Below are 24,545 nucleotides of genomic sequence, written 5' to 3'. Positions count from 1 at the left end.
CACGCCACCCCGAACGCCGCGTTCGCGCGGCGCCGATGGGAGAGTGCCATCCTCATGACCACCGCGATCCGGCGGCTGCCAGGACCTGTGCCGGCTCCTCCGCCCGTCCGCCCCGGCCCGGTGGACCGCTCCTCGTCCTCGCCACCACGGCGCCCGGCGAGAGCGGCAGTCGCTCCCGGCTCCCCCCACACCGACCCGGCGGGTGGCTTCGCGACGTGAGCGAGCACGGCGCTCGCGGCAGGAGCGCGCACGGTCCCCGCCGCAAGCACGCGTCTGGCGCCCCGGTCCACCCGCCGGGGCCGGTGTCCGAGGTGACCGGGGCCTCCTCCCGGCCGCACGGCAGGCCGGCGGCGAACCGAGGCCCGCGCGCCGGAAGGGCGAACCACGGCCCGCGCGCCGCACGTGCCCTCCCGGGGGGAACCGGCGCCCAGGCGACCGGCGTTCGGGAGTACGCCGACGGTGTCGGCGCCACCCCGCCGACCCGCCTCACGAACGCCGGCGTACGCGCCGTACGGCCACCGGGAACCCAGACGCACCGCGCGGGCGCTCCGCCGGCCGCGCTCGGACCGGACGGCCCCGGCCACGGGGCCGGGACGCACCGGAGCGGCGCCCGGAAGACCCCGTCGGCCTCGGCGGGCCACCCGCGGGCGGCCCGCGACACCGGCCGGTTCGGCCCGGCCGGGGCCGTGCCCGCAGGGCGCCGGCACCACACCCCTGACGAGCGCGCCACCCCCGTGCCCGACACCGTGCGCGGGCTCGGGGACGCCGCCGGACGGGGCCGGTCCCTCAGTGCCGTCCGTAGCGGTGAGCGGCCCGTCCCGGCCCTTCGCTGATCCGCACCTCCCACAGGAGACAACTCATGCACGACGACCGTCATCTGGTCGAAGCCCGCCTCGAACGTGTCCTGCGGGAACGCATCCGGCCCGCTCTCCACCCCGTCACCACACCCTTGGCGGTGGAGATCTGGTCCACCACCGGCGAGCCCGTCCCCGTGGCCGAGGGGCTGCTCGCGCCGACCCGTCCCATCGCCGCTGGGACCCCCTGGGGCACCCCGTGGGGGACGAGCTGGTTCAAGGTCACCGGCACGGTGCCCGAGGAATGGGCGGGCCGCACCGTCGAGGCCGTACTCGACCTCGGCTTCACCCCGCGCCACCCCGGCTTCCAGTGCGAGGGCCTCGTCCACGAGCCCGACGGCACCCCGGTCAAGGGGCTGCACCCACGCAACAACCACCTGCGCGTCGGCGCCCCCGTCGCGGGCGGCGAGCGGGTCCACTGGCGTATCGAGGCCGCCTCCAACCCCGATCTCGAAGCGGGCGGAGTGCCGTTCCGGCCGACACGGATGGGCGACCGGGAGACCGCGGGCGAGGCGCCGCAGTACGTGCTCGGCGAACTGCGCCTGGCCGTCTTCGACGAGACGGTGTGGGGCCTGATCATGGACCTGGAGGTGCTCGGCGAACTGATGGCGGAACTGCCCGTCGACACCGCCCGCCGCTGGGAGATCCTGCGCGCGGTCGGACGGGCACTGGACGCCGTCGACCTCCAGGAGGTGAACGGCACCGCCCAGGCCGCGCGGGACGAACTGGCCGACGTGCTCGCCGCCCCCGCCACCCGGGCCGCGCACCGCGTCAGCGCCGTCGGCCACGCCCACATCGACTCCGCGTGGCTGTGGCCGCTGCGCGAGACGGTCCGCAAGGTCGCCCGTACCGCGTCGAACATGACCCGGCTCCTTGAGGAGCAGCCCGGCTTCGTCTTCGCGATGTCACAGGCCCAGCAGTTCGCGTGGATCAAGGAACACCGGCCCGAGGTGTACGCCAAGGTCAAGGAAGCGGTCGCCGGGGGCCGGTTCGTGCCGGTCGGCGGCATGTGGGTCGAGTCCGACACCAACATGCCGGGCTCGGAGGCGATGGCCCGGCAGTTCGTGCACGGAAAACGCTTCTTCCTCGACGAGTTCGGCATCGACAACACCGAGGCCTGGCTGCCGGACACCTTCGGCTTCGCCGCCGGCCTGCCGCAGATCATCAAGGCGGCCGGCGCCACCCGGCTGCTCACCCAGAAGATCTCCTGGAGCAAAACCAACTCCTTCCCCCACCACACCTTCCACTGGGAGGGCATCGACGGCACACGGATCTTCACACACTTCCCGCCGGTCGACTCCTACAACTGCGAGATGACGGGCGCCCAACTCGCCCACGCGGCACGCAACTTCAAGGAAAAGGGCGTCGCCTCCCACTCACTGGCACCCGTCGGCTACGGCGACGGCGGTGGAGGCACCACGCGCGAGATGGTCGAGAAGGCGGCGCGGCTGCGCAGCCTGGAGGGCGCGCCCACGGTCCGGTGGGAGGCGCCCGCCGACTTCTTCGCCAAGGCCGAGGCCGAATACCCCGAGCCGCCGGTGTGGACCGGTGAGCTCTACCTGGAGCTGCACCGCGCCACGCTCACGAGCCAGGCACAGACGAAGAAGGGCAACCGCCGCAGCGAGTCGCTGCTGACGGAGGCCGAACTGTGGGCCGCCACCGCCGCGACACGCACCGGCTTCGCGTACCCCTACGAGCAACTCGACCGGATCTGGAAGACGGTGCTCCTGCACCAGTTCCACGACATCCTGCCCGGCTCCTCCATCGCCTGGGTGCACCGCGAGGCGCGGGAGACGTACGCGCGGCTGGCCGGGGAGCTGAACGCGCTCATCGACGCGGCGCAGCGTGCCCTCGCCGGCGAGGGCAGGCGGGAGCTGGTCTTCAACTCGGCCCCGCACACCCGTCGCGGGGTGCCGGCCGGCGGCGCCTCGGCCGCCGAGGGCTCCCTTTCCGGCGGGGCGGCCCCCCTCCCGCGCGACGGCGGCGGCTACGTCCTCGACAACGGCCTGCTCCGGGTCGAGATCGACGGACGCGGCCTGGTGGTCTCCGCCTACGACCGGACCGCCGGCCGGGAGGCGATCGCGCCCGGACAGCCGGCGAACCTGTTGCAGCTCCACCCCGACTTCCCCAACCAGTGGGACGCCTGGGACGTCGACGCCTTCTACCGCGACACCGGCAGCGACCTCACCGAGGTGACCGCGCTGGGCGTCGAGGGCACCTCGGTGCGGATCGTGCGGTCCTTCGGCGACTCCCGGGTCACCCAGACGCTGTCCGTACCGAACGACGCGGGGCGCCTCGACATCGGGACCGAGGTGGACTGGCACGAACGCGAGAAGTTCCTGAAGCTGGCCTTCCCGCTGGATGTGAAGGCCGACCGGTACGCGTCCGAGACGCAGTTCGGGCACGTCTACCGGCCCACCCACCAGAACACGAGCTGGGAGTGGGCCAAGTTCGAGGCGTGCAACCACCGCTTCGTGCACCTCGACGAGCCGGGCTGGGGCGTCGCGATCGTCAATGACGCCACGTACGGCCACGACGTCACCCGCGCGGTACGGACCGGCGCGGACGCGGGCACCACGACGACGGTACGGGCCTCGCTGCTGCGCGCCCCCCGCTATCCGGACCCGGAGACGGACCAGGGCGTCCACCGCTTCCACCACGCGCTGGTGCCGGGCGCCACGATCGGCGACGCGGTCCGCGAGGGCCACCGGGCCAACCTGCCGGAGCGCCGGGTCAGCGGCGCCGCCGCCGAGGTGGCGCCGCTGGTGTCCGTGGACGAGGACGCCGTCGTGGTGAGCGCCGTGAAACTCGCCGACGACCGCAGCGGCGACCTGATCGTCCGCCTCTACGAGGCCCACGGCGGACGCGCCCGCGCCACCGTCCGCGTCGACGGCTACGCCGCCGACCGCGCGGTGGCCACGGACCTCCTGGAGCGCCCGTCGGCCGGCGCCGGGTGCCTGGCGCCGGCCGACGGAGGCTTCGCCCTCACCCTGCGCCCCTTCCAGATGGTCACGGTGCGCCTGCCGCGCCACTGACCACCGACCCACCGGCACGGCCGTACCGCACGGAGGGAGGAACCACTCGATGAGCGGGGGCACGGTGTCGTCGGCGGCCGGCGCCGACACCGGCCGCGCGGCGCCGCCCCGCCCCCCGTACGCGACGGTCGAGAAGACGCGTCCGCCCGACGCGCGGCGCGTCCGCGTCGATACGCCCCGCCGCCGCCCCGAGGCCGGCCTGAGCGGGCCCGCCCCCCGGGGGGACATCCACCGCAGACCGTAGTGACCCCGCTGGACGTCAGCGCCGTCTTTCGACGAGGAAAGGGCTTCACCCATGACCACACTCGAACAACCGGCCGCCCCGCCGGCCGAGGAGGGCGGCGGGGCGGACAAGAACCCGCCGCGGCGCACACGCCGGGCGGGCCGGCGCGATATGACCCTGTTCTGGTTCCTCGTCCCGGGGCTCGTCGTACTGCTGCTGTTCCACTACCTCCCGCTGCTCGGCAACGTCATGGCGTTCCAGGACTACCAGCCGTACGTCGGGATCACGCACAGCCCGTGGGTGGGCCTCGACAACTTCGACGTCCTCTTCAACGGGGACGACCAGTTCCTGCGCGCACTCGTCAACACGCTGCAACTGACGGTGATCCAGGTCGTGTTCGTCTTCCCTGCGCCCATCCTCCTCGCGCTCGCGCTGAACAGCCTGGTCGGCGAGCGCGTGAAGAGGTGGGTGCAGAACGTGCTGTACCTGCCGCACTTCCTCTCCTGGGTCGTCGTCGTCGCCCTCTTCCAGCAGATGCTGGGCAACGCGGGCATGCTCAACCTGTTCCTCCAGGCCCACGACATGGGCACCTGGAACATCATCGGCAACCCCGAACTGTTCAAGACGCTGCTCACCTCCCAGGTCATCTGGAAGGACACCGGCTGGGGCACGATCCTCTTCCTGGCCGCCCTCTCCCGCGTCGACAACAACCTCTACGAGGCGTCCGCCATGGACGGCGCCAGCCGCCTGCGGCAGACCTGGCACGTCACCCTGCCCGCCCTGCGCGGCCTGGTGGTCCTGCTGCTCATCCTGCGCCTCGGAGACGCCCTGTCCGTCGGCTTCGAACAGATCCTGCTCCAGCAGAACGGCATCGGCCTGGAGAACAGCGAAGTGCTGGACACGTACGTCTACAACCACGGCCTGGTCGGCGGGGACTGGGGCGTGAGCGCCGCGGTCGGACTGGTCAAGGGCCTCATCGGCGTCGTGCTCGTCCTGGGCGCCAACAAGATCGCACACCTCTTCGGTGAGGAAGGTGTCTACAAGTCATGACCACGCTGTCGCCCAGCCACCCCGTACGCCGCAGGCCGCGCGGGGCCCCCAGCGCCATCCCCGGGGAGACCCCCGGCTCGCCCCCCTGGCGCGCCCTGAAGTCGCTGATCCTGCTGGCCTGCGTGGTCCTGGTCCTCCTGCCCTTCCTCGCGATCGTCTCGACCTCGGTCGCCGACACGGCGCAGGTCACCAGGACCGGCGGCTACGTCCTGTGGCCCGACCACCCGGGCCTCGGCGCCTACACGGCACTGCTCTCGGGCGGCCTCGTGTCCAAGGCCATGGTGGTCAGCGTCGGGGTCACCGTCGTCGGCACCTCCCTGTCCCTGCTCAGTTCCGTCTCGCTGGCCTACGGGCTCAGCCGGCCCGGCTCCTTCGGGCACAAGCCCGTACTGATGCTGCTGCTGATGTCGATGCTGTTCGTGCCGGGCGTCATCCCCAGCTACCTGATGGTCAAGCAGCTCGGCCTGATCAACAGTTACTGGTCGCTGATCCTGCCGAGCATGCTCAACGCGTTCAACGTGATCGTGCTGCGCTCCTTCTTCATGGGCATCCCCAAGGAGCTCATCGACTCGGCACGCATCGACGGCGCCTCGGAGCTGAGGATCCTCACCCGCATCGTGCTGCCGCTGTCCAAGGCGTCGGTCGCGGTCGTCGGCCTGTTCTACGCGGTGACGTACTGGAACGCGTTCTTCAACGCCCTGCTGTACATCAATGACGCCGCCAAGTGGCCCCTACAGATGGTGTTGCGCACCTACGTCGTCAACAACGCCGCCCTGAGCGGCGGCCAGGTCGACGTCGCGGCCGGCACGCCGCTGCCGCCGACCCAGTCGTTGCAGGCGGCGATCCTCGTACTGTCCGTCGTGCCGATCGTGATCGTCTACCCCTTCCTGCAGCGGCACATGAACAAGGGCGTGATGGTCGGAGCGGTGAAGGGATGACTGTGATGAAGCCTTCGATGAGCCGCCGCGGCTTCCTCGCCTCGGCCGCCGGTGCCACCGCCGGCCTGGCCCTGGCCGGCTGCGGCGACTACCAGCCGGTCTCGGCCAGGGCGGCCAACGCCGCCGCCCCGCTGCCCCAGTACATCCCGTACAAGGGGGTGCCGACGTCGATGCCCGCCACCGCGAGCGGCGTCTCCGCCGGCTACCGGCACTATCCGTCGCACCCGGTCGAGGCGCTGCCCGACGGCCCGCCCGCCAAGGGACCCGCCATCAAGATCATGACGCTGATCTTCAACCCGGTGCCACCACCGGTGGGCAAGAACGTCATGTGGCAGGCGCTCAACCGGTCCGTCGGCTGTGATCTCGAATTCGAGATCACGCCGGTCGCCGACTACCCGGACAAGTTCGCCGTGACCCTCGCGGGCGGCGATCTGCCCGACGCGATGCTCATGCTGCCGCCGAGCAACAACTCCGCGGCCACCCCCGGCATGCTGGACGCCCTCTTCGAGGACCTCACCCCGCACCTGTCGGGTGACAACGTCCGCGACTACCCCTACCTCGCCACCATCCCCTCCGCCTCGTGGGCGCCCTGCGTGCTCAACGGCGGGATCTACGGAATCCCGATGCCCCGCCCGGTCTCCGGCGGACCGGTCTTCACCCGGCTCGACCTGATCAACCAGCGGCACCTGGACCCGAGGCCGAGGAGCGGGGCGGAATTCCTCCAGTTGTGCAAGGACGTCACGGACCGCAGGCGCAACCAGTACGCGATGGGCGACCCGATCACCGCGTTCGACACGGTCATGCAGATGCTGCACGGCCCCAACCGGTGGCGCGAGGACCGGGGCAGGTTCATCTGGTGGTTCGAGACCGAGGAGTGCAAGCAGGCCCTGGACACGGTCCGCCGGATGACGAAGGACGGGGTGATGCACCCGGACGCCTACAGCGTCACCGGCAAGGTCAAGGACTGGTTCGGCAACGGGCAGATCGTCATCAATCCCGACGGCGCGGCCGCGTGGAACGACTACTACACCACCTACGGCGCGGCCACGAAGGGATTCGACCTCGGCTACCTGCTCCCACCGGGCTGGGACGGCGGCGAGGGCGTGCAGTGGCAGGGCCAGTCCTACTACGGCGTCCTCATCGTCAAGAAGGCGCCCAAGGCGCGGATCAAACAGATCCTGCGCGCGATGAACGCCCTCGCCTCCCCCTTCGGCACGGACGGCTACCTGCTGCGCAAGTACGGCGTCCGGGGCCCGGACCACACCGTCAAGGGCACCGACCCGATCCTCACCCCCAAGGGCACGGCCGAGGTCACGCTGCCGACGATCTTCGCCACGGACGCCCCCTTCACGCTGTACTACCCGCGCAAACCGGAGATCGTCCACACGCAGTACGCCTTCCAGTCCGAGGCCAACAAAGTGCTGCTCCCCGACCCGACCGAGGCCCTGTACTCGCCGACCAACGCCAAGATGTCCGCGCTGCTGCAGAAAACCCTGGACGACACCCGCAAGGGCATCATGCAGGGCCGCGTCCCCCTGAAGGAGTGGGACGACGCGATGCGCGACTGGCGCGGGAAAGCCGGCGACAAGATCCGGTCCGAGTACGAACAGGCATGGGAGATCCGCCACTGATGCCCCGCACCCCCGCCCAGTCCCGCGCCCACTGGGAGCGCACCGCCGACCGCATGCTGCTCGCCGTACGCCCCCACGCCACCGAGGACCACGGACTCATCCACCTGCCCGGTGTGCCGAGCCACAACGGCGCGCACAGCGACGGCCTGGAGGGCTTCGCCCGCACGTTCCTGCTGGCCGGCTTCCGGCTGGCGGGGGCCGCGGGCGCCGACCCCCACGACCTCGCCGGGTGGTACGCCGCCGGCCTGGCCGCCGGCACCGACCCGAAGAACCCGCGACGCTGGCCGACCTTCGCCGAGTGCAACCAGGCCAAGGTGGAGGCCGCCTCGATCGCCCTCGCGCTGCACGAGACCCGGCCGTGGATCTGGGACCGGCTCTCCGCACGCGTCCGGCAACGGGTGCTGGACTGGCTGGCCCCCATGGTCGGCAACCTCATGCCCGGCAACAACTGGATCTGGTTCCAGGCGGTCACCGAGGCGTTCGCCCGCACCGCCGGAGGCGAGTGGCTGCAACAGGACCTCGACCGCACCATCGCCCTCACCGACGGCTGGTACGCGGGCGAGGGCTGGTACTCCGACGGCCTCACCGGCGCCGGGCACCGCAACTTCGACCACTACAACGGCTGGGCGATGCACCTGTACCCGCTGTGGTTCTGCCGCATTCTCGGCGACGCGGCACCCGACGGACTGCTCGACCGCTACCGGCGAAGGCTGCACCGCTTCCTGCGGGACCAGCGGCTGCTGATCGGCGGCAACGGCTCGCCGCTGATCCAGGGCCGCTCGCTCACCTACCGGCACGCCGCGCTCGCCCCGATATGGACCGGCGCGCTCTTCGACGCCACCCCCCTCCCGCCGGGGGAGACCCGGGCGATCGCCACCCGCGTGCTCGACCACTTCACCGGGCACGGAGCGGTCGACACGGAGGGACTGCTCACCCTCGGCTGGCACCGGCCCTTCCGCGGCGTCCTCCAGGGCTACTCCGGACCCGCCTCCCCGTACTGGGCCGCCAAGGGCTTCATCGGCCTCGTCCTGCCGCCCGGACATCCCGTGTGGACCGAGGAGGAAACCCCGCTCGCCGTCGAACAGGGCGACTTCCACGCCACGTTGACCTCGCCGGGCTGGCTCGTCTCCGGCACGGCGTCGGACGGGGTCGTACGCGTCGTCCACCACGGCGGCGACCACAGCGACCCGGCCCGTCCGCACGCCGACGACCCCGGTTACGCGCGCTTCGCCTACTCCACGCACACCGCGCCGGAGACACCCGGCGACCCCACCCTCCCGGGAGGCAGCGCGGGCGCCGACCCGCTCGACAACGCCGTCGTACTGCTCGACGCGGCCGGACGCGCCTCGCACCGGCGCCCGGCCACGAGGATCTCACTCAACGGCGCCACAGCCGTCTCGCGCTCGCGCGCGCACTGGCCGCGGGACGCCACCTGGGACGTCTTCGGCGGCCCGGACACGGCGTACGCCCTCGGGCCCTGGATCACCGTCGGCTCCGCGCTGCGCGGCTCGGTCGAGGTCCGGGCCGTACGCGTCGACGGCGACCCCGGACCCGGCCACGTCCTGCGCGTCGGCGGCTGGGCGCTGGCCGTCGACCGTGCGCCGGCCGACACCCGCACCGCCCGGGTCGAGGGCGCAGACGGTCTCCTCTCCTCCGTCGTCGGGGTGCGGGGGCTCCCGAACGCCTCCGTGGTGCCCGCAACCGACAGCAACGCCCTCGGCCCCGCCTCCGGCACGCCCGTCGTGGAGACCGAAGGCCCCGTCGCCCACGCGACCTTGCACATCGCGCTGGTCCACCTCGGCGCCACCGCCCCCGCCGCCCCGCCCTCCGTCACCACCCGCGCCCGGGGCACCACTCTGCTCGCCGACGTGACCTGGCCGGACGGCACGGTCGACACCCTCCGGCTGCCCGCCCCCGACCCGGCCGCGTACACCCCCTGGAAGGACCCCGCCCGTGCATGACGACCGCCGGATCATCGAGGACCGGATCCGTAAACTGCTCGACCGGGTCGTCCGCCCCGCCCTCTACAGCGCCGCGGTCCCCTTCGACCTCAGCGCCTGGTACGTCGAGGGCGAACCGGTCCCCGTGGCCGCCGCCCTCGCCGCCGACTACCAGCCCTTCACCCACGGCGCCACCTGGGGCGGCCCCTGGGCGACGACCTGGCTGCGGGCGAAGGCGAAGATCCCCGACACCTGGCAGGGCCGGCGCGTCGAGGCCGTCTTCGACCTGGGCTTCGACCTCACCAAGGGCCCCGGCGGCCAGGCGGAGGGACTGGTCCACGACGCGCGGGGCGTACCGCTCCAGGGCCTCCACCCGTACCACCGCAGCGTGCTGCTGGCCCAGTCCGCGACCGGCGGCGCCGAGATCGACCTGCTCGTCGAACTGGCCGCCAACCCGCCCATCGTCGGCAGCGCCGGCCTGCACACCCACCACGGCTCGCCGCACACCGCGGGAACCGGCCACCTCTACGCCCTCAGGCAGGCCGAGATCGCGGTGCGCGAGAACGACGTGTGGCACCTCGTCCACGACCTTGAGGTCCTCGACGAGCTGATGCGGGAACTGCCGCTCGGCTCCACCCGGCGCCACGAGATCCTGCACGCCCTGCGCCGCGCCGCGGACGCCGTCGACCCGGCCGACGTCGCGGGCAGCGCGGCCGCCGCCCGCGACCGTCTGGCCGACATGCTCGCCCGGCCCGCGCACGCCTCCGCGCACACCCTCGCCGCCGTCGGCCACGCCCACATCGACTCGGCCTGGCTGTGGCCCGTGCGCGAGACGGTACGCAAGTGCGCGCGCACCTTCACCAACATGACCACCCTGGCCGAGGAGTACCCGGAGCTGGTCTTCGCCTGCTCCTCCGCCCAGCAGTACGCGTGGATGAAGGAACAGCGGCCCGAGATCTTCGCCCGTATCCGGGAGGCGGTCGAGAAGGGCACCTGGGCACCGGTCGGCGGCATGTGGGTCGAGGCCGACGGCAACCTCCCCGGCGGGGAGGCCCTGGCCCGTCAACTCGTCTACGGGCGCCGCTTCTTCGCCGAGGAGTTCGGCATCCAGCAGAAGGGCGTGTGGCTGCCCGACTCCTTCGGCTACACCGCCGCCTATCCGCAGCTCGCCCGGCTGGCCGGGGCGGAGTGGTTCCTCACCCAGAAACTCTCCTGGAACGAGACCAACCAGCTGCCGCACCACACCTTCCACTGGGAAGGCATCGACGGCACCCGCGTCTTCACCCACTTCCCGCCCGTCGACAGCTACAACGCCTCGCTCACCGCCGCCGAACTCGCGCACGCCGAGCGCAACTTCAGGGACAAGGGCGTGGCCACCCGCTCCCTCGTGCCCTTCGGGTACGGCGACGGCGGGGGCGGCCCCAGCCGCACCATGCTGGAGAAGGCCCGCCGGCTGCGCGACCTGGAGGGCTCACCGAAGGTCCTCGTGGAGGACCCCGACACGTTCTTCGCGAAAGCCCGCGCCGAGCGCTCCGAACTCCCGGTGTGGCGCGGCGAGCTGTACCTGGAGAACCACCGCGGTACCTACACCAGCCAGGCCCGCACCAAGCGCGGCAACCGCCGCAGCGAGGCCCTGCTGCGCGAGGCCGAGCTGTGGGCCGCCACCGCCGCGGTGCGGGCCGGGGCACCGTACCCCTACGAACGCCTGGAGACGGCCTGGCGGAAGGTGCTGCTCAACCAGTTCCACGACATCCTGCCCGGCTCCTCCATCGCCTGGGTGCACCAGCAGGCCGAGCGCGAGTACACCGAGATCCGCGAGGAGCTGGAGACGCTGATCGCCGACGCCGCGAGCCGGCTGCCCGGCGCCCCCGCCCTCCTCAACGCCGGCCCGTACGCGCGCCGCGAGGTCGCCGTCCTCGCGGGAGGCGGCACCGGGTTCGAGGGCGGCCAGCGGCTGTCGAACGGGGACATGGCCCTGCTCGCCGACGTCGGCGCGCTCGCCTCCGGCGGCACCGTGGACACGCCCCGCCGGCCGGTCACCGCCACCGCCGAGGACGGCGGCTTCAGGCTCGACAACGGCCTGCTCTCCGTCGTCGTGGACCGCCGGGGTCTGCTCACCTCGGTCCACGACCACGCCGCGGACCGCGAGGCCATCGCCCCCGGCACCGCGGGCAACCTGCTCCAACTGCACCCGGACGACCCGAACCTGTGGTCCGCGTGGAACATCGACTCCTACTACCGTGACACCGTCCACGACCTCGACCAGGCCGAGTCCGTGACGCTCGTGGACGAGGGGCCCCTCCTGGCGTCCGTGCGGGTCGAACACGCGCACGGCGCCTCGCGCTTCGTCCAGCACATCGAACTCGCCGCCGAGGGCGCCCAGATCACCGTCCGCAACGACATCGACTGGCAGGAGCGCGACACCGTCCTGAAGGCGGCCTGGCCGCTGGACGTGCACGCGGAACGGGAGAGCGCCGAGATCCAGTTCGGCCATGTGCAGCGGCCCACACACGAGAACACCAGCTGGGAGGCGGCCCGCTTCGAACTGTGGGCGCACCGCTGGGTGCACGTGGGGGAGCGGCGCTGGGGCGCGGCCCTGATCACCGACTCCACGTACGGCCACGACGTCCGCCGCGACACCCGTGAGGACGGCGGCACGACCACCACGGTACGGCTCTCCCTGCTCCGCGCCCCGCACAGTCCGGACCCGCGGGCCGACCGCGGGCGACACCGCTTCCGTTACGCGCTGCGTCCCGGCGCCGGCGTCGAGGAGGCCGTCGCCTCCGGCTACGCGCTGAACCTGCCGCTGCGACCGGCCCGCGTCGAGGCCGCCGCCCTGGTCGCCCTCGACACCACCGACATCGTGGTGGAGTCGGTGAAACTCGCCGACGACCGCGGCGGCGATGTCGTGGTGCGGCTGTACGAAGCCTGCGGCGGAGCGGTCCGCGCGCGCCTGGCCGCGGGCTTCCCCCTCGCCGCCGCCTTCGACTGCGACCTGCTGGAGCAGCCTCTCGCAGACCTGGAACCGTCCCGGGACGGTGGCGTGGACCTCAGGTTCCGTCCCTTCCAGATCCGCACCCTGCGGCTGCGCCCCGCGCCGCACTGAAGCGGGCAAAGGCACGCCGAGGAGGGTGAGCGCCGCGAGGCCCACCACCCGGTGCGGGGTGGCGGCCGTGGCTCAGCGGACCGCCGCCACCCACCCCGCGGTCCCGGCACCCGCTCTTGTCTCCGCACCTCGGCACTGGGAGGCTGCAGTGCCGCCTTCACCACGACCGGCGGACGTTCGACGGTCGTTCGCGTGGTGTTGGCGGCGCTGTCACCGGGGACGGCGATGTTCGGTGTCCTCACGTCCGCGCGGATCAGGAAGCGACCCCCCATGGCTCACACCCCCTCACGCAGAACGTTCCTCGTCTCCGCGACGGCCGTGGCCGCCGCCATGGCCGGCGGCGCCGCACGGGCCGCGACGGGCGCGGGGCCCGCGCCCGCCGCCGAGCCGGTGACGGTCGCCACCGATCCGCGGCTCGCACCGGTGCGGCACGTCGTGATCCTCATGCAGGAGAACCGCAGCTTCGACCACTACTTCGGGATGCTGAAGGGCGTACGCGGCTTCGGCGACCACACCGCCGTCGACCTGCCCGGCACCACCTCGGGCCCCTCCGGCCGGTCCGTCTTCCAGCAGCCGCGCGGCGGCGGTTCGCTCTTCCCCTGGCAGCTCAGCGCGGGCAGCGGCGGCTGGCGCAGCGCGCAGTGCAAGGTGGACGGCGGCGGCCACAGCTGGAGCGACCAGCACAACGCCTGGAACGGCGGCCGGATGAACAACTGGTACGCGGCCAAGAGCGGTACGGGAATGACGATGGGCTACCACACCCGCGCCGATCTCCCCTACACGTACGCGCTCGCCGACGCGTACACGGTCTGCGACGCCTACCACTGCTCCTCGCTCACCGGTACCGGCCCCAACCGCAACTACCTGTGGTCGGGTTCGACCGGCGTCGGTCTCGCGGGCGCCAACCAGGCCAACACCAACGGTGGTGACTTCCGCCGCAAGGAACAGAACTGGCAGACCTACGCCGAGGCGCTCCAGGGCGCCGGGGTGAGCTGGAAGGTCTATCAGGTCTACGACCGGGACGCGGCCCGCAACTACGGGGACAACGCCCTGGAGTACTTCAAGCCCTTCCTGACGAAGGACGCCGCACAGGACGGCAAGGGCGACGCGACGCTGTGGCAGCGGGGCGTGGCGGGGGTCCCCTACGACGGCGGGGACGTGGCGGACGCGCTTGTCGCCGCGCTCCGCGCCGACGTCCGCGCGGGGACGCTGCCGCGGGTCTCGTGGATCGTCACCGACTACGCCAACTCCGAGCACCCGAACGCGAGTCCGGGCAAGGGGGCGACGGTCACCAAGCGGGTGCTCGAAGCGCTCGCCGGCGACCAGAAGACGCTCGACTCGACGGTCTTCATCCTCACCTACGACGAGAACGACGGCTTCTTCGACCATGTGCCGCCCCCCGTGCCCGCCGACACCGGCGACCAGGCCGAGTACTCCGGCGGGGCCCCGGTCGGCCTCGGCTTCCGCGTACCGATGATCATCGCCTCGCCGTGGACGCGCACCGGCCGGGTCAACTCGCAGGTCTTCGACCACACGTCGGTACTGCGCTTCCTGGAGAAGTGGACCGGGGTGGGCTGCCCGAACATCAGCCCGTGGCGGCGCGCGGTGTGCGGCGACCTCACCTCGGCCTTCGACTTCGACAACCCCGTCTTCGGCCCGCTCCCCGCGCTGCCGGCGGTGACCCCGGCGGGCCAGCCCGTGATGGACACGAGCGCGTGCACGGTCACGAGCGCGCCCAGCGCCCCGTCCGGCACCGGCACCCTGCCGGTCCAGGAGAGCGGCAACAAACCCGCCTGCGCGCTGCCCTATCAGGTCAACGCCTACCTCGACCGCTACGAGGGCGGCAGCCCCAGCGGTACGCAGAAGATCTGGGTCAGCCTGGAGAACAAGGGCGCGCAGGCCACGTCGGCCGCGCACCTCGCGGCGTACGCCAACGGCTACCGCGGCGGCGGCCCCTGGCAGTACACGGTCGGCCCCGACGCCGCCACGAGCGACTTCTTCAACATCGGGGCCGGTTACGGCGGCGGGCGCTACGACCTGTCGGTGACCGGGCCGAACCGCTTCCTGCGCCGCTTCCGGGGCGACACGGGCGCGGGCGCCGGGCGCTTCGCACGCGTCCGCAGCCACTTCGACCCGTACGACGGCAAGCCGGCCCTGTGGCTCACGCTGACCAACGACGACCCGGGGCGCGCGCTCACCTTCACGGTGACCTCGACGCACTACCGCACCGGTACGTGGACGTACGAGGTCGCGTCGGGGCAGAGCGTCTCGGACTACTTCCAGCAGGTCGCCTACGCGGACGGCTGGTACGACTTCACGGTCACCGTGGCCGGCGACGCCGCCTTCTCCCAGCGCTTCGCCGGCCACATCGAGACGGGTGCCGTGAGCCGCACGGGCTCCGTGGTCTGAGCCCAGACGCCCTCGCGGGGCTCACCGGACCACGCCGAGCCCCGCGAGGCCGCCGCGCGAGGCCGTCCCACCGCACTGGAACGCCGGCCGCGCCCTGGCCGGCCGCTTCCGCGCGCCGTGGCGTCTGCTGGCCGGACCCGGCGTCATCGTCTCCCAGACCGTCGGCTCCTTCGGTGAGGGTGCCCAGTACGGTGCGGAGTTCCAGCGGAACCGCCGTCAGCGCGGGCACCTCACTCCGGCTCCGTTACGAGCCGGAGTGAGGTGAGCGCTTCCGTGATCAGGTCGCGTAGAGGCCGCCGTTCCCCCGGCTGAATCCACCGTTGCTCGGCCGCCTGCTGGATGAGCAGCCCCGCACCCGCTGCCAGCAGGGCGGTCTCCCCGTCGAGTCCGCGTTCACGCAGCGCCTCGGCTGTCGCGGCGGTAAGCGCCGCGCGTTTGGCTTCCTCGCGTTCCTGGAGTTCGGGAGTGGCATCGATGATCGTCCGCCGTGGCGCGGCCGGCACGCGGAAGTCCTCCAGCACCTCGTCGGCGGTGGCGCGCAGTGCCCGTACCACCATCTCGATCGGCCGCAGCCCGGCGGGGCACGCGCGCACCTCGCGGACCAGGACTCGCTTTTGGATCTCGGAGGTACGGCCGAAGAGGACTTCGCGCTTACTGGAGAAGTGGTTGAAGAAGGTGCGCTCCGTCAGACCGGCATGTGCGGCGATCTGCGCGACCGTCGTCTGGTCGTAGCCCTGCGCCGTGAACAGGCCGAGGGCGGCGTCGTGCAGGCGCTCGGCGGCGTTCGGCTCCCATCTCGGCATGGGGGCCACGATAGCGATTGCATTGACTGTAGTCACGTCGTACTGTGATTGCAGTCCCTGTCATCAAGACGCTCGCTGTGCGGGCGAGCTCTGGAGGCGACCAACGGTCCCTTCCCCGGGGCGTCGCCCCCCGGCCCGGTCGCGGTCGCGACCGCCCGCGTCCTCGCGCTGCCGTACGGGACGCGCCCGTTCCGCACGGTGGTGGACTTCACCCGCCCCGGCGTGGACGACATCCCCTCACTCGGTCACGTCACCCATCCGCAGAGCCATGCGCCACATGGGCTTCGAGCGGCTTCTCACCCTTGCACTCAGCTGAAGGACGCCATGAGAATCAGCGGAAACACCCTCTTCATCCCCGGTGCGACCAGCGGCATCGGTCTCGCCCTCGCCCAGCGCTTCAAGAGCCGCGGCAACACGGTCATCATCGGGGGGCGCCGCACCGAGATCCTCGACGAACTACGCGAGCAGGGTTTCGGCACCGTACGTATCGACACGGCCGACCCGAACAGCGTCACCGAGGCCGCCGCCCGGGTGATCGCCGAGTACCCGGACCTCAACGGCCTCGTCAACATGGCCGGGATCATGGTCCCCGAGGACTGGCACAAGGCCGAGGACTTCCTCTCGGTCGCCGAGGACACCGTTAACGTCAACCTTCTCGGCCCCATCCGGCTCATCGCCGCCTTCACCGAACAGTTGCAGAGCCAACCCAGCGCGACGATCATCAACGTCTCCTCCGGGCTCGCCTTCGTGCCGCTGGCACGCACCGCCACCTACTCGGCGACGAAGGCCGCGATCCACGCGCTCAGCGAAGCCGTCCGTGTCCAGTACGCGGACACGTCCGTACAGGTCATCGAGCTCGTCCCGCCGGTGGTCGCCACCGGCCTCGCCGACACCGCCCGCAACCCGCGCGCCATCCCCCTCGACGACTTCGCCGACCACGTCGTCGAACTGCTGGAGGGTGAACCCGACGCCCACGAGATCCTCGTCGAGCAGGTCGGACTCCAGCGCTACGCCGAGCGGCGCGGCGACTACGAGAAGGTCTTCGGCATCATCAACGGCCTACAGCGGCCGTAGCGCCTGCCGCCCCGCCACAGACGCGCCGCCGCCTCCCCGACCCGCTCAGCGGGTCGGGGAGGCGGCGGCTGCCGTGTCTCAGATCTCCTTGAAGTGCTCGAAAGGCTCCGCGCAGGAGCGGCACCGGTGCAGGGCGCGGCAGGAGGTCGCCGAGAAGCGGGAGAGTTCCTCGGTGTCACCCGCCCCGCACCGCGGGCACCGGACCTGAGCGCGGTGGCGGGTGGGGGACAGGCTCAGGGGTACCGGGCCCGAGCGGTGGCGGGGGGCCGGGCCCGGCGGGACGATCTGGTGTTCCGCGAGCGCCGCCCTGCCCTTCTCGGTGATCCAGTCGGTGGTCCACGGCGGGTCGAGCACGGTCCGCACCCGCGCCTCGCCGTACCCCGCCTCCCGCAGCGCCCGTACCGTCGAGGCGCGCATCTCGGCCATCGCGGGGCAGCCCGAGTACGTCGGGGTCAGCGACACCACGAGGGTGCCGTCCTCGTCGCGGGCCACGCCCCGCAGGACGCCGAGGTCGGCGAGGGTCAGCATCGGCAGCTCCGGGTCCTGGACCCGCGCCGCGGCCTCCCAGGCGCCGGCGAGGTCCGCGGGCACCCGGGGCGGCGCGCCCGCCGCCCCGGTCACCACGTCGCCCCCGGGTGGGCGCGGGCGACGACCTGAAGCTCCGCGAGCAGCGGCTCCAGGTGCTCCGTACGCGCGCCCGACCTGCCGCTGCCGGGCACCGGGGCCGCGGCGGGCACCGTCAGGCCGGCGGCCGTGAGGACCTGTTCCCACACGTCGCGGGACTCGGCCGCGACCTCACCGGCGTCGACACCGAGCGGGGCGGCCGAGGTGTCCTCGGCCAGTTCCCCGAGCCAGGGCGTGACCTCGGCGACCGCCGCCGTCATCCGGCGGCGCGACTGGTCGGTGCCGTCGCCCAGGCGCACCGCCCAGTCGGCGGCGAACTGCCGGTGGTAGGCCAGCTCCTTGACGCCCTTCGCGGCGATCGCCGCGAGCACCGGGTCGGGTGCCGAGGTGAGCCGCTGGAAGAGGGCCAGCCGCCACGCGGACACCGCGAGCAGCCGCGCCACGGAGAACGCGAAGTCGCCGTTGGGCAGTTCGGCGAGGCGGATGTTGCGGAACTCGGCGGCGTCCCGGAAGTAGGCGTAGTGGTCCTCGTCCCGGCCCGTGCCGTCGACCTGGCCGACCCGCGCGTACAGCAACCGGGCCTGACCGAGCAGGTCGAGGCCGATGTTGGCGAGGGCGAGCTCGATCTCCAGCTCGGGCGCGGCGGTCACCCACTGCGCGAGCCGCTGCGCGCTCACCAGCGCGTCGTCCGCGAGCGCCAGGCACAGCGCGGTGAGCGCCGGTGTGTCGACCCCCGCCGGAAGGCCCGTCTCCACCCCGTGCAGCGGGTCCTCGAAGCCCGTGCCGAAGGCCCAGCGCGCGTCGCCGTCCGCCGAGGAGTCGGCCAGCGACAGATTCAGGTGATCGTCACTCATGTGACCACTGCTCCTAGATGTACGGATAAGGATGCGATGTGTACGCGAGAACCCGGAGGGGTTCAGATGTGCGGGACGTCGGCGGGGATCTCGTAGAACGTCGGGTGCCGGTACACCTTGTCGCCGCTCGGCGCGAAGAAGGGGTCCTTCTCGTCCGGGGCCGAGGCGGCGATGTCGTCACTGCGCACCGCCCAGATCGACACCCCCTCGTTGCGGCGCGTGTACAGGTCCCGCGCGTTGGTCAGGGCCATCCGGTCGTCGGCCGCGCGCAGCGAACCGACGTGTACGTGGTTGAGGCCCCGCTTGCCGCGTACGAAGATCTCGTACAGCGGCCAGGAGTCCCGCACCGACTGGTTCTGGTCCGCGCTCATGCCGCGATCTCCGTCCGCTCACTGCCCGAGTGCTTCGCGGCGTGCGCCGCGGCCGCCTCGCGCACCCAGGCGCCGTCCTCGTGGGCGGCCCTGCGCCGCTCCACCCGTTCCTCGTTGCAGGGGCCGTCGCCCTTGATGACCCGCGTCAGCTCCGCGTAGTCGGGGGTCCCGAAGTCGTGGCGCCCCTCCTCCTCGTTCCACTTCAGCTCCGGGTCGGGCAGCGTCACGCCCAGGTGCCGGGCCTGCGGCACCGTCATGTCGACGAAGCGGCGGCGCAGTTCGTCGTTGGAGTGCCGCTTGATCTTCCAGGCCATCGACCGCTCCGAGTTCGGGGAGTCGCCGTCCGGCGGCCCGAACATCATCAGCGAGGGCCACCACCAGCGGTCCACGGCCTCCTGCACCATCCGCCGCTGGGCCTCGGTGCCCCGCATCATCGTCATGAGCAGTTCGTAGCCCTGGCGCTGGTGGAAGGACTCCTCCTTGCACACCCGGATCATGGCCCGCGCGTACGGCCCGTAGCTGGTGCGGCACAGCGGCACCTGATTGCAGATGGCGGCGCCGTCCACGAACCATCCGATGACGCCCACGTCGGCGAAGGTCGGAGTCGGATAGTTGAAGATCGAGGAGTACTTCTGCCGTCCGCTGATCAGCATCTCGGTCAGCTCGGCGCGGTCCGCGCCCAGCGTCTCCGCCGCGCTGTACAGGTAGAGGCCGTGCCCGGCCTCGTCCTGGACCTTCGCGAACAGGATCGACTTGCGCCGCAGCGAGGGGGCGCGGGTGATCCAGTCGCCCTCCGGCTGCATCCCGATGATCTCGGAGTGCGCGTGCTGGGCGATCTGCCGCACCAGCGTCCTGCGGTATCCCTCGGGCATCCAGTCGCGCGGCTCCACCCGCTGGTCCCGGGCGATGGTCGCGTCGAAGTGCTCCTGGAGCCGGTCCTCGGCCCCGTCGAGCGGGGTGACCTCAGCGGTGTCGCTCATGCCCTCACGTCCTTTCGCGGGATCTCGTGCCTGTGCGGGGTGACGGTCACGGGGATCAGCTCTCCCATCGGTAGAAGCCCTGTCCGCTGGAGCGGCCCAGCTCGCCGCGGGCCACCTTCTCGCGCAGCAGGCGCGGCGGCGCGAAACGCTCACCGAGGGTGCTGTGCAGGTACTCGGCGATCGCGAGCCGTACGTCCAGGCCGACGAGGTCGGTCAGGCGCAGCGGCCCCATCGGGTGCTTGTAGCCCAGCGACATCGCGTCGTCGATGGCCTCGGGCTCGGCGACGCCCTCCTCGACCATCCGGATCGCCTCCAGGCCCAGAGCCACCCCGAGGCGGCTGCTCGCGAAGCCGGGGGAGTCCTTGACCACGACGTCCTTCTTGCCGAGGCCCGCGGTCCAGGCGAGCGCCCGGTCCACGGCCCACCGCTCCGTACCGGCCGCGACGACCAGCTCGACCAGGGACGAGGCGGGAACCGGGTTGAAGAAGTGCATCCCGAGGAAGCGGCCGGGCCGCGTCAGCGCCGCCGAAAGCTCCGTCACCGAGAGGGAACTCGTGTTGGTCGCGAGCACGGTGTCCGCGCCGACGGCCCCCTCGGCCGCCGCGAGCAGCTCCGCCTTGAGCCCCGCGATCTCCGGCACGGCCTCGACGACCAGCTCGACCCCCTCCGGCAGCCGTGCGACCTCGCCCACGAAGGACAGGCGCCCGAGGATCTCGGCGGGCCCGGCGGGCAGCAGCCCGCGCCCCCCGGCACGCTCCAGCGAACCCGCGATCCGCTCCCGCACCCTCGCGGCCGCGTCCTTGTCCTGCTCCACCACGGTGACCCGGGCTCCGGCGGTCGCGAAGGACTGGGCGATGCCCGCACCCATCCGGCCGCCACCGATCACCGCGGCGTACCGCGGTACTTCCGCGCTCATGCCTGGACCTCCGTCCGTTTGCTACCCGACTTGTGCCCGCTGCCGGTGTCCCTCTCGCGCTTCCTGTCCAGGAATCCCGTCATGCGGTCCCTTTTGTCCTGCCCCTCGAACAGGACGGCCTGCGCGAGGTCGTCCGCGACCGGGTGCGCCCCGGGGGAGTCCACGACCAGCTTGGTCAGCCGCAGCGCCGTCGGGGAGGACTTCGCCATCCGGTCCAGTACGGCGTGCGCGGCCGGCAGCAGCTCCTCGGCCGCCACGACGTCCATCACCAGTCCGCAGCCGAGCGCCGACGCCGCGTCCAGCGTGCGTCCCGCGAGCAGGACCTGCTTGGCGACGGACTCGCCGACCAGCTCGGGCAGCCGCCAGCAGGCGCCGGCCGCCGCGAGGATGCCCAGGCCCGGCTCCGGGTTGCCGAAGACGGCCTTCGGCCCCGCGATCCGCAGGTCGCACGCGTAGCTCAGCTCCGCGCCGCCGCCCAGGGCCCAGCCGTCCACGGCGGCGAGGGTCGGCATCGGCAGCCTCCGCACCCGCTCGAACAGCCGGCTGTTCACGCCCTGGAGCGCCTGGTCCCGGCCGCGCTCCAGCAGCTCCGCGATGTCGGCGCCGCCCGCGAAGGCGCCGCCCGCGCCGGTCAGCAGCAGCATCCTGGGCTCGCGCTCCAGCAGCTCGCACACCGTGTGCAGTTCGCGGATCATCAGGGCGCTGATCGCGTTGCGCGCCTCGGGGCGGTCCAGGGTGACGACCACCCGGTCCTCGCCGGTCTCGACGCGCAGGGTCTCGAACGCGGGCAGTCCCGCGCGATCGGTACTCACACCCGCTCCACGAGCAGCGCCACGCCCTGGCCGACGCCGACGCACAGGGTCGCGAGACCGCGCCGGGCGTCCTCGCGTTCCAGGCGGCCCAGCAGGGTCAGCAGGACGCGGGAGCCGGAGGAGCCCAGCGGATGGCCCAGGGCGATGGCCCCGCCGTCCGCGTTGACCTCGGCCTCGTCCAGCCCCAGCCGGTCGATCACGCCGATGGCCTGAGCGGCGAAGGCCTCGTTGAGTTCGACGGCGTCGAGGCTGTCGACGGACCAGCCGGCCCGGTCCAGGGCCTTGAGCGTCGCCGGCACCGGGCCGAGGCCCATGAGGTGCGGCTCCACACCGGCCGAGGCGGAGGCCACGATCCGGGCACGCGGCGTCAGCCCGTACTGTTCGACGGCCGCCGCGCTCGCCACGACCAGCGCCGAGGCGCCGTCCGAGAGCGGCGAGGAGGAGCCCGCGGTCACGACGCCGCCGTCCCGGAAGACCGTACGCAGCTTGCCGAGCTTCTCCATCGAAGAGCCGGCGCGCGGACCCTCGTCCCGGGTGACCTCGCCGTCCTTGACGGGGACGGGCACGATCTCGCGGTCGAAACGGCCCGCCTCCTGCGCGGCCAGCGCCCGTTCGTGGCTGCGCAGCGCGAACGCGTCGGACCGCTCACGGGTGGTCCCGTCGAGCGCGGCGACCTCCTCGGCGGTCTCGCCCATGCTCAGCGTGCGGCGCGGCCCGCCGGGGCCCGCGGCGCGGTCGGCGGCGGCGAAGCGCGGGTTGGTGAAGCGCCAGCCCAGCGAGGTGTCGAAGACCTCGCCCGGCTTCGCCCACGGGGTGCCCGGCTTCGCCATGACCCAGGGGGCTCGGGTCATCGACTCGACGCCGCCCGCCACCGCGACGCGCGCCTCCCCGGCCCGGATCGCCTGCGCGGCGGAGGCCACGGCGGTGAGTCCGGAGGCGCACAACCGGTTCACGGTGTAGCCGGGGACGGTGTGCGGCAGCCCCGCGAGCAGGACGGCCATGCGGGCGACGTCGCGGTTGTCCTCACCGGCCTGGTTGGCGGCGCCGAGGATCACCTCGTCGATCGCCTCACCGGGCACCCCGGCGCGCCGCACGGCCTCGCCGACCACGAGGGCGGCGAGGTCGTCGGGGCGCACCGCGGCCAGCGCGCCGCCGTAGCGGCCCTGCGGGGTGCGGGCGCCGTCGATCAGGTAGACCTCGTCAGGCACGGCCGCCCTCCTCGTCCGCGGGGGTGGCGGGACGCCGGGACTGCAGTACCGCGAACCGGCCCGTCACGAACGCCGGATCGGTCAGGGTCGCCGAGGCGGCCGGGTTGGCCTGCGAGCCGTGGAAGTCGCTGAAGGCCGCGGACTGGTTCACGAAGACCTGCCCGGTGAAGTTCTCCGCGAGGTGCACGCCCGCGTCCAGGGCCGCCTCGCGCGCCGCCTCCAGGACCGGCTCCTCAGTGGAGTGCACGGTCGCGGTCAGCGCGCCGAACCGTCCGATCGTCTCGCGCAGCAGGTCGAGGGAGTGCTCGGTGGAGTCGGTCGCGATCACGAAGGAGACGGGACCGAACCACTCGGCCCGGTACACCTCGGCGTCCTCGGTCGCGTCCAGTACCGCGACCAGCGGGGTGCGCAGGACGGCCTGCGGGTACTCGGGGTGCTCGACCGGCCTGCCCCCGTACCGGACGCTGCCGACCGTACGGGCCTTCTCGACGCGGTCCAGGACGGCGCCGGTCGCGAGGGCGCCCAGGGTGCCGGCGGCCCGCTGCGGGTCGCCGAGCAGCTTGTCGAGGGCGCCGGAGAGGTCGGCGGCGAACTCGGCGGGGGTCTTGACGCCCTGGTCGCCGCGCAGACCCGAGCGGGGCACGTACAGGTTCTGCGGGGTCGTGCACATCTGGCCGCTGTAGAGCGACAGCGAGAACGCCAGATTGCGCAGCAGGCCCTTGTAGTCGTCGGTGGAGTCGAGGACGACGGTGTTGAGACCGGCCTTCTCGGTGTGCACCGCGGCCTGCCGGGCGTTGTCCTCCAGCCAGTCGCCAAAGCGCGTCGAACCGGTGAAGTCCACGATCCGCACGTCCGGATGGGTGGCGAGCGGCTGGGCCGAACGGCCGTCGGCCGCCTCCGCCGCCAGCAGTACGACGTTCGGGTCGAAGCCCGCCTCGGCCAGCACGTCCCGGGCGAGGCGGACGCTGAGCGCGAGCGGGAGCACGGCGTTCGCGTGCGGCTTGACGATCACCGGGTTGCCGGTGACCAGGCTCGCGAACAGGCCCGGATAGCCGTTCCAGGTGGGGAAGGTGTTGCAGGCGACGAGCACCGAGACGCCCCGGCCGACCGGGGTGAAGGTCTTGTCGAGGGCGATCGGCTCGCCCTTGCGCTGCGGCTTGACCCAGGAGGCGGTCGCCGGGTGCCGCTTCTGCGCGGCCCACGCGTAGGCCACGGCCTCCAGGCCCCGGTCCTGCGCGTTGGCGCCGCCGGCCTGGAAGGCCATGACGAAGGGCTGGCCGGTCGTGTGGTGCACGGCGTGCGCCATCTCGAAGCTCGCCGCGTTGAGCCGCGCGAGGATCTCGGCGGCGACCCCGGCCCGCTCGTCGGGCGTGGCGCGCCGCCACGCGCGGCCCGCCGTCCTGGCGACGGCCACGGCCTCGGCCGGGTCCACCCGCGGGTAGGTGATGCCGAGCTTCAGCCCGTACGGGGAGACCTCGGCGCCCACCGCCCCGGCCTCGCCCGGGTGGCCGGGCAGATCGAAGGGCTTGTCCAGGCGGGCGCGGAAGGCCGCCTCGCCCGCCGCGGGCGCCTCCTCGCCGTAGACCGACTTGCTGGGCGACTCCGGGTAGGCCGAGAAGTAGCCGCGCTCCGTCACGGCGTCGGCCGCCCGGCGCAGCAGCACCTCGTGACGTGCGAAGAAATCGGTCCTGGCCGTGGCGGAAGAAGACATGGGACC

At 72.6% G+C, this 24,545-nt stretch carries 18 protein-coding genes; 9 read left to right on the top strand and 9 right to left on the bottom strand.

Features of this window, described 5'->3' with window-relative positions; all coding sequences use genetic code 11:
- Positions 1-859: 859 nt before the first annotated feature.
- From ACFYMP_RS28005 to ACFYMP_RS27970, 8 genes are all read left to right on the top strand, one after another.
- Positions 860-3,889: an alpha-mannosidase gene (locus tag ACFYMP_RS28005; RefSeq protein WP_388862757.1), complete on the top strand. Its 3,030-nt coding sequence runs from the start codon at positions 860-862 to the stop codon at positions 3,887-3,889.
- A 49-nt stretch (positions 3,890-3,938) separates the two neighbouring features.
- Positions 3,939-4,133 carry a hypothetical protein gene (locus tag ACFYMP_RS28000; protein WP_388862755.1) on the top strand — a complete coding sequence of 65 codons (195 nt, stop codon included), beginning with the start codon at positions 3,939-3,941 and terminating at the stop codon, positions 4,131-4,133.
- A 51-nt stretch (positions 4,134-4,184) separates the two neighbouring features.
- Positions 4,185-5,162, top strand: coding sequence for an ABC transporter permease (locus ACFYMP_RS27995; protein ID WP_388862753.1), 978 nt, complete (start codon positions 4,185-4,187; stop codon positions 5,160-5,162).
- Positions 5,159-6,100, top strand: coding sequence for a carbohydrate ABC transporter permease (locus ACFYMP_RS27990; protein WP_388862751.1), 942 nt, complete (start codon positions 5,159-5,161; stop codon positions 6,098-6,100). Before ACFYMP_RS27995 ends, ACFYMP_RS27990 begins: the two co-directional genes overlap by 4 nt.
- A 5-nt stretch (positions 6,101-6,105) precedes the next feature.
- Positions 6,106-7,731 carry an ABC transporter substrate-binding protein gene (locus tag ACFYMP_RS27985; protein WP_388862749.1) on the top strand — a complete coding sequence of 542 codons (1,626 nt, stop codon included), beginning with the start codon at positions 6,106-6,108 and terminating at the stop codon, positions 7,729-7,731.
- Positions 7,731-9,692: a DUF2264 domain-containing protein gene (locus tag ACFYMP_RS27980; protein WP_388862747.1), complete on the top strand. Its 1,962-nt coding sequence runs from the start codon at positions 7,731-7,733 to the stop codon at positions 9,690-9,692. The genes ACFYMP_RS27985 and ACFYMP_RS27980 overlap by 1 nt, the downstream gene beginning before the upstream one ends.
- Positions 9,685-12,777: an alpha-mannosidase gene (locus tag ACFYMP_RS27975; protein WP_388862745.1), complete on the top strand. Its 3,093-nt coding sequence runs from the start codon at positions 9,685-9,687 to the stop codon at positions 12,775-12,777. Before ACFYMP_RS27980 ends, ACFYMP_RS27975 begins: the two co-directional genes overlap by 8 nt.
- A gap of 270 nt (positions 12,778-13,047) precedes the next feature.
- A complete protein-coding gene (locus ACFYMP_RS27970; protein ID WP_388862743.1) occupies positions 13,048-15,186 on the top strand; it encodes a phosphocholine-specific phospholipase C in 2,139 nt (712 codons plus the stop codon).
- 230 nt (positions 15,187-15,416) lie between these two features.
- On the opposite strand, the gene ACFYMP_RS27965 is transcribed toward ACFYMP_RS27970, so the two are convergent.
- Positions 15,417-15,989 (bottom strand): TetR/AcrR family transcriptional regulator, encoded by a 573-nt coding sequence (locus tag ACFYMP_RS27965; RefSeq protein ID WP_388862741.1) that lies wholly within the window; start codon positions 15,987-15,989, stop codon positions 15,417-15,419.
- 324 nt (positions 15,990-16,313) lie between these two features.
- Between ACFYMP_RS27965 and ACFYMP_RS27960 the strand changes: the two genes are divergently transcribed.
- A complete protein-coding gene (locus tag ACFYMP_RS27960; protein WP_388862740.1) occupies positions 16,314-17,063 on the top strand; it encodes an SDR family oxidoreductase in 750 nt (249 codons plus the stop codon).
- 78 nt (positions 17,064-17,141) lie between these two features.
- Here the strand turns inward: ACFYMP_RS27960 and paaD are convergent, their stop codons facing one another.
- From paaD to paaN, 8 genes are all read right to left on the bottom strand, one after another.
- Positions 17,142-17,684 carry a 1,2-phenylacetyl-CoA epoxidase subunit PaaD gene (gene paaD / locus ACFYMP_RS27955; protein WP_388862738.1) on the bottom strand — a complete coding sequence of 181 codons (543 nt, stop codon included), beginning with the start codon at positions 17,682-17,684 and terminating at the stop codon, positions 17,142-17,144.
- Complete coding sequence (paaC, locus tag ACFYMP_RS27950) at positions 17,681-18,541, bottom strand: 1,2-phenylacetyl-CoA epoxidase subunit PaaC (protein ID WP_388862736.1); 861 nt, start codon at positions 18,539-18,541, stop codon at positions 17,681-17,683. Before paaC ends, paaD begins: the two co-directional genes overlap by 4 nt.
- A 62-nt stretch (positions 18,542-18,603) precedes the next feature.
- Positions 18,604-18,912 (bottom strand): 1,2-phenylacetyl-CoA epoxidase subunit PaaB, encoded by a 309-nt coding sequence (gene paaB, locus ACFYMP_RS27945; protein ID WP_388862734.1) that lies wholly within the window; start codon positions 18,910-18,912, stop codon positions 18,604-18,606.
- A complete protein-coding gene (gene paaA, locus ACFYMP_RS27940) occupies positions 18,909-19,892 on the bottom strand; it encodes a 1,2-phenylacetyl-CoA epoxidase subunit PaaA (RefSeq protein WP_388862732.1) in 984 nt (327 codons plus the stop codon). The genes paaB and paaA overlap by 4 nt, the downstream gene beginning before the upstream one ends.
- Before the next feature lie 55 nt (positions 19,893-19,947).
- Positions 19,948-20,808, bottom strand: coding sequence for a 3-hydroxyacyl-CoA dehydrogenase family protein (locus ACFYMP_RS27935; RefSeq protein ID WP_388862730.1), 861 nt, complete (start codon positions 20,806-20,808; stop codon positions 19,948-19,950).
- A complete protein-coding gene (locus tag ACFYMP_RS27930) occupies positions 20,805-21,620 on the bottom strand; it encodes an enoyl-CoA hydratase/isomerase family protein (protein WP_388862728.1) in 816 nt (271 codons plus the stop codon). The genes ACFYMP_RS27935 and ACFYMP_RS27930 overlap by 4 nt, the downstream gene beginning before the upstream one ends.
- Positions 21,617-22,828, bottom strand: a complete 1,212-nt coding sequence (locus tag ACFYMP_RS27925) for a thiolase family protein (RefSeq protein ID WP_388862726.1) — start codon at positions 22,826-22,828, stop codon at positions 21,617-21,619. Before ACFYMP_RS27925 ends, ACFYMP_RS27930 begins: the two co-directional genes overlap by 4 nt.
- A complete protein-coding gene (gene paaN, locus ACFYMP_RS27920; RefSeq protein ID WP_388862724.1) occupies positions 22,821-24,539 on the bottom strand; it encodes a phenylacetic acid degradation protein PaaN in 1,719 nt (572 codons plus the stop codon). The genes ACFYMP_RS27925 and paaN overlap by 8 nt, the downstream gene beginning before the upstream one ends.
- Positions 24,540-24,545: the final 6 nt, after the last annotated feature.

The organism is Streptomyces sp. NPDC007088 (assembly GCF_042869355.1).
In the GTDB taxonomy this organism is placed as follows: Bacteria; Actinomycetota; Actinomycetes; order Streptomycetales; family Streptomycetaceae; genus Streptomyces.
This window is presented reverse-complemented; position numbering and strand designations above follow the sequence as displayed.

Excerpts from the sequence above, each read along its gene's own strand:
- ACFYMP_RS27960 (WP_388862740.1), top strand. The coding sequence starts at position 16,314 with ATGAGAATCAGCGGAAACACCCTCTTCATCCCCGGTGCGACCAGCGGC.
- ACFYMP_RS28005 (WP_388862757.1), top strand. The coding sequence starts at position 860 with ATGCACGACGACCGTCATCTGGTCGAAGCCCGCCTCGAACGTGTCCTG.
- paaA (WP_388862732.1), bottom strand. The coding sequence starts at position 19,892 with ATGAGCGACACCGCTGAGGTCACCCCGCTCGACGGGGCCGAGGACCGG.
- ACFYMP_RS27965 (WP_388862741.1), bottom strand. The coding sequence starts at position 15,989 with ATGCCGAGATGGGAGCCGAACGCCGCCGAGCGCCTGCACGACGCCGCC.
- ACFYMP_RS27990 (WP_388862751.1), top strand. The coding sequence starts at position 5,159 with ATGACCACGCTGTCGCCCAGCCACCCCGTACGCCGCAGGCCGCGCGGG.
- paaB (WP_388862734.1), bottom strand. The coding sequence starts at position 18,912 with ATGAGCGCGGACCAGAACCAGTCGGTGCGGGACTCCTGGCCGCTGTAC.
- ACFYMP_RS27970 (WP_388862743.1), top strand. The coding sequence starts at position 13,048 with ATGGCTCACACCCCCTCACGCAGAACGTTCCTCGTCTCCGCGACGGCC.
- ACFYMP_RS27985 (WP_388862749.1), top strand. The coding sequence starts at position 6,106 with ATGAAGCCTTCGATGAGCCGCCGCGGCTTCCTCGCCTCGGCCGCCGGT.
- ACFYMP_RS27935 (WP_388862730.1), bottom strand. The coding sequence starts at position 20,808 with ATGAGCGCGGAAGTACCGCGGTACGCCGCGGTGATCGGTGGCGGCCGG.
- ACFYMP_RS27980 (WP_388862747.1), top strand. The coding sequence starts at position 7,731 with ATGCCCCGCACCCCCGCCCAGTCCCGCGCCCACTGGGAGCGCACCGCC.
- paaN (WP_388862724.1), bottom strand. The coding sequence starts at position 24,539 with ATGTCTTCTTCCGCCACGGCCAGGACCGATTTCTTCGCACGTCACGAG.
- ACFYMP_RS28000 (WP_388862755.1), top strand. The coding sequence starts at position 3,939 with ATGAGCGGGGGCACGGTGTCGTCGGCGGCCGGCGCCGACACCGGCCGC.
- ACFYMP_RS27995 (WP_388862753.1), top strand. The coding sequence starts at position 4,185 with ATGACCACACTCGAACAACCGGCCGCCCCGCCGGCCGAGGAGGGCGGC.
- paaC (WP_388862736.1), bottom strand. The coding sequence starts at position 18,541 with ATGAGTGACGATCACCTGAATCTGTCGCTGGCCGACTCCTCGGCGGAC.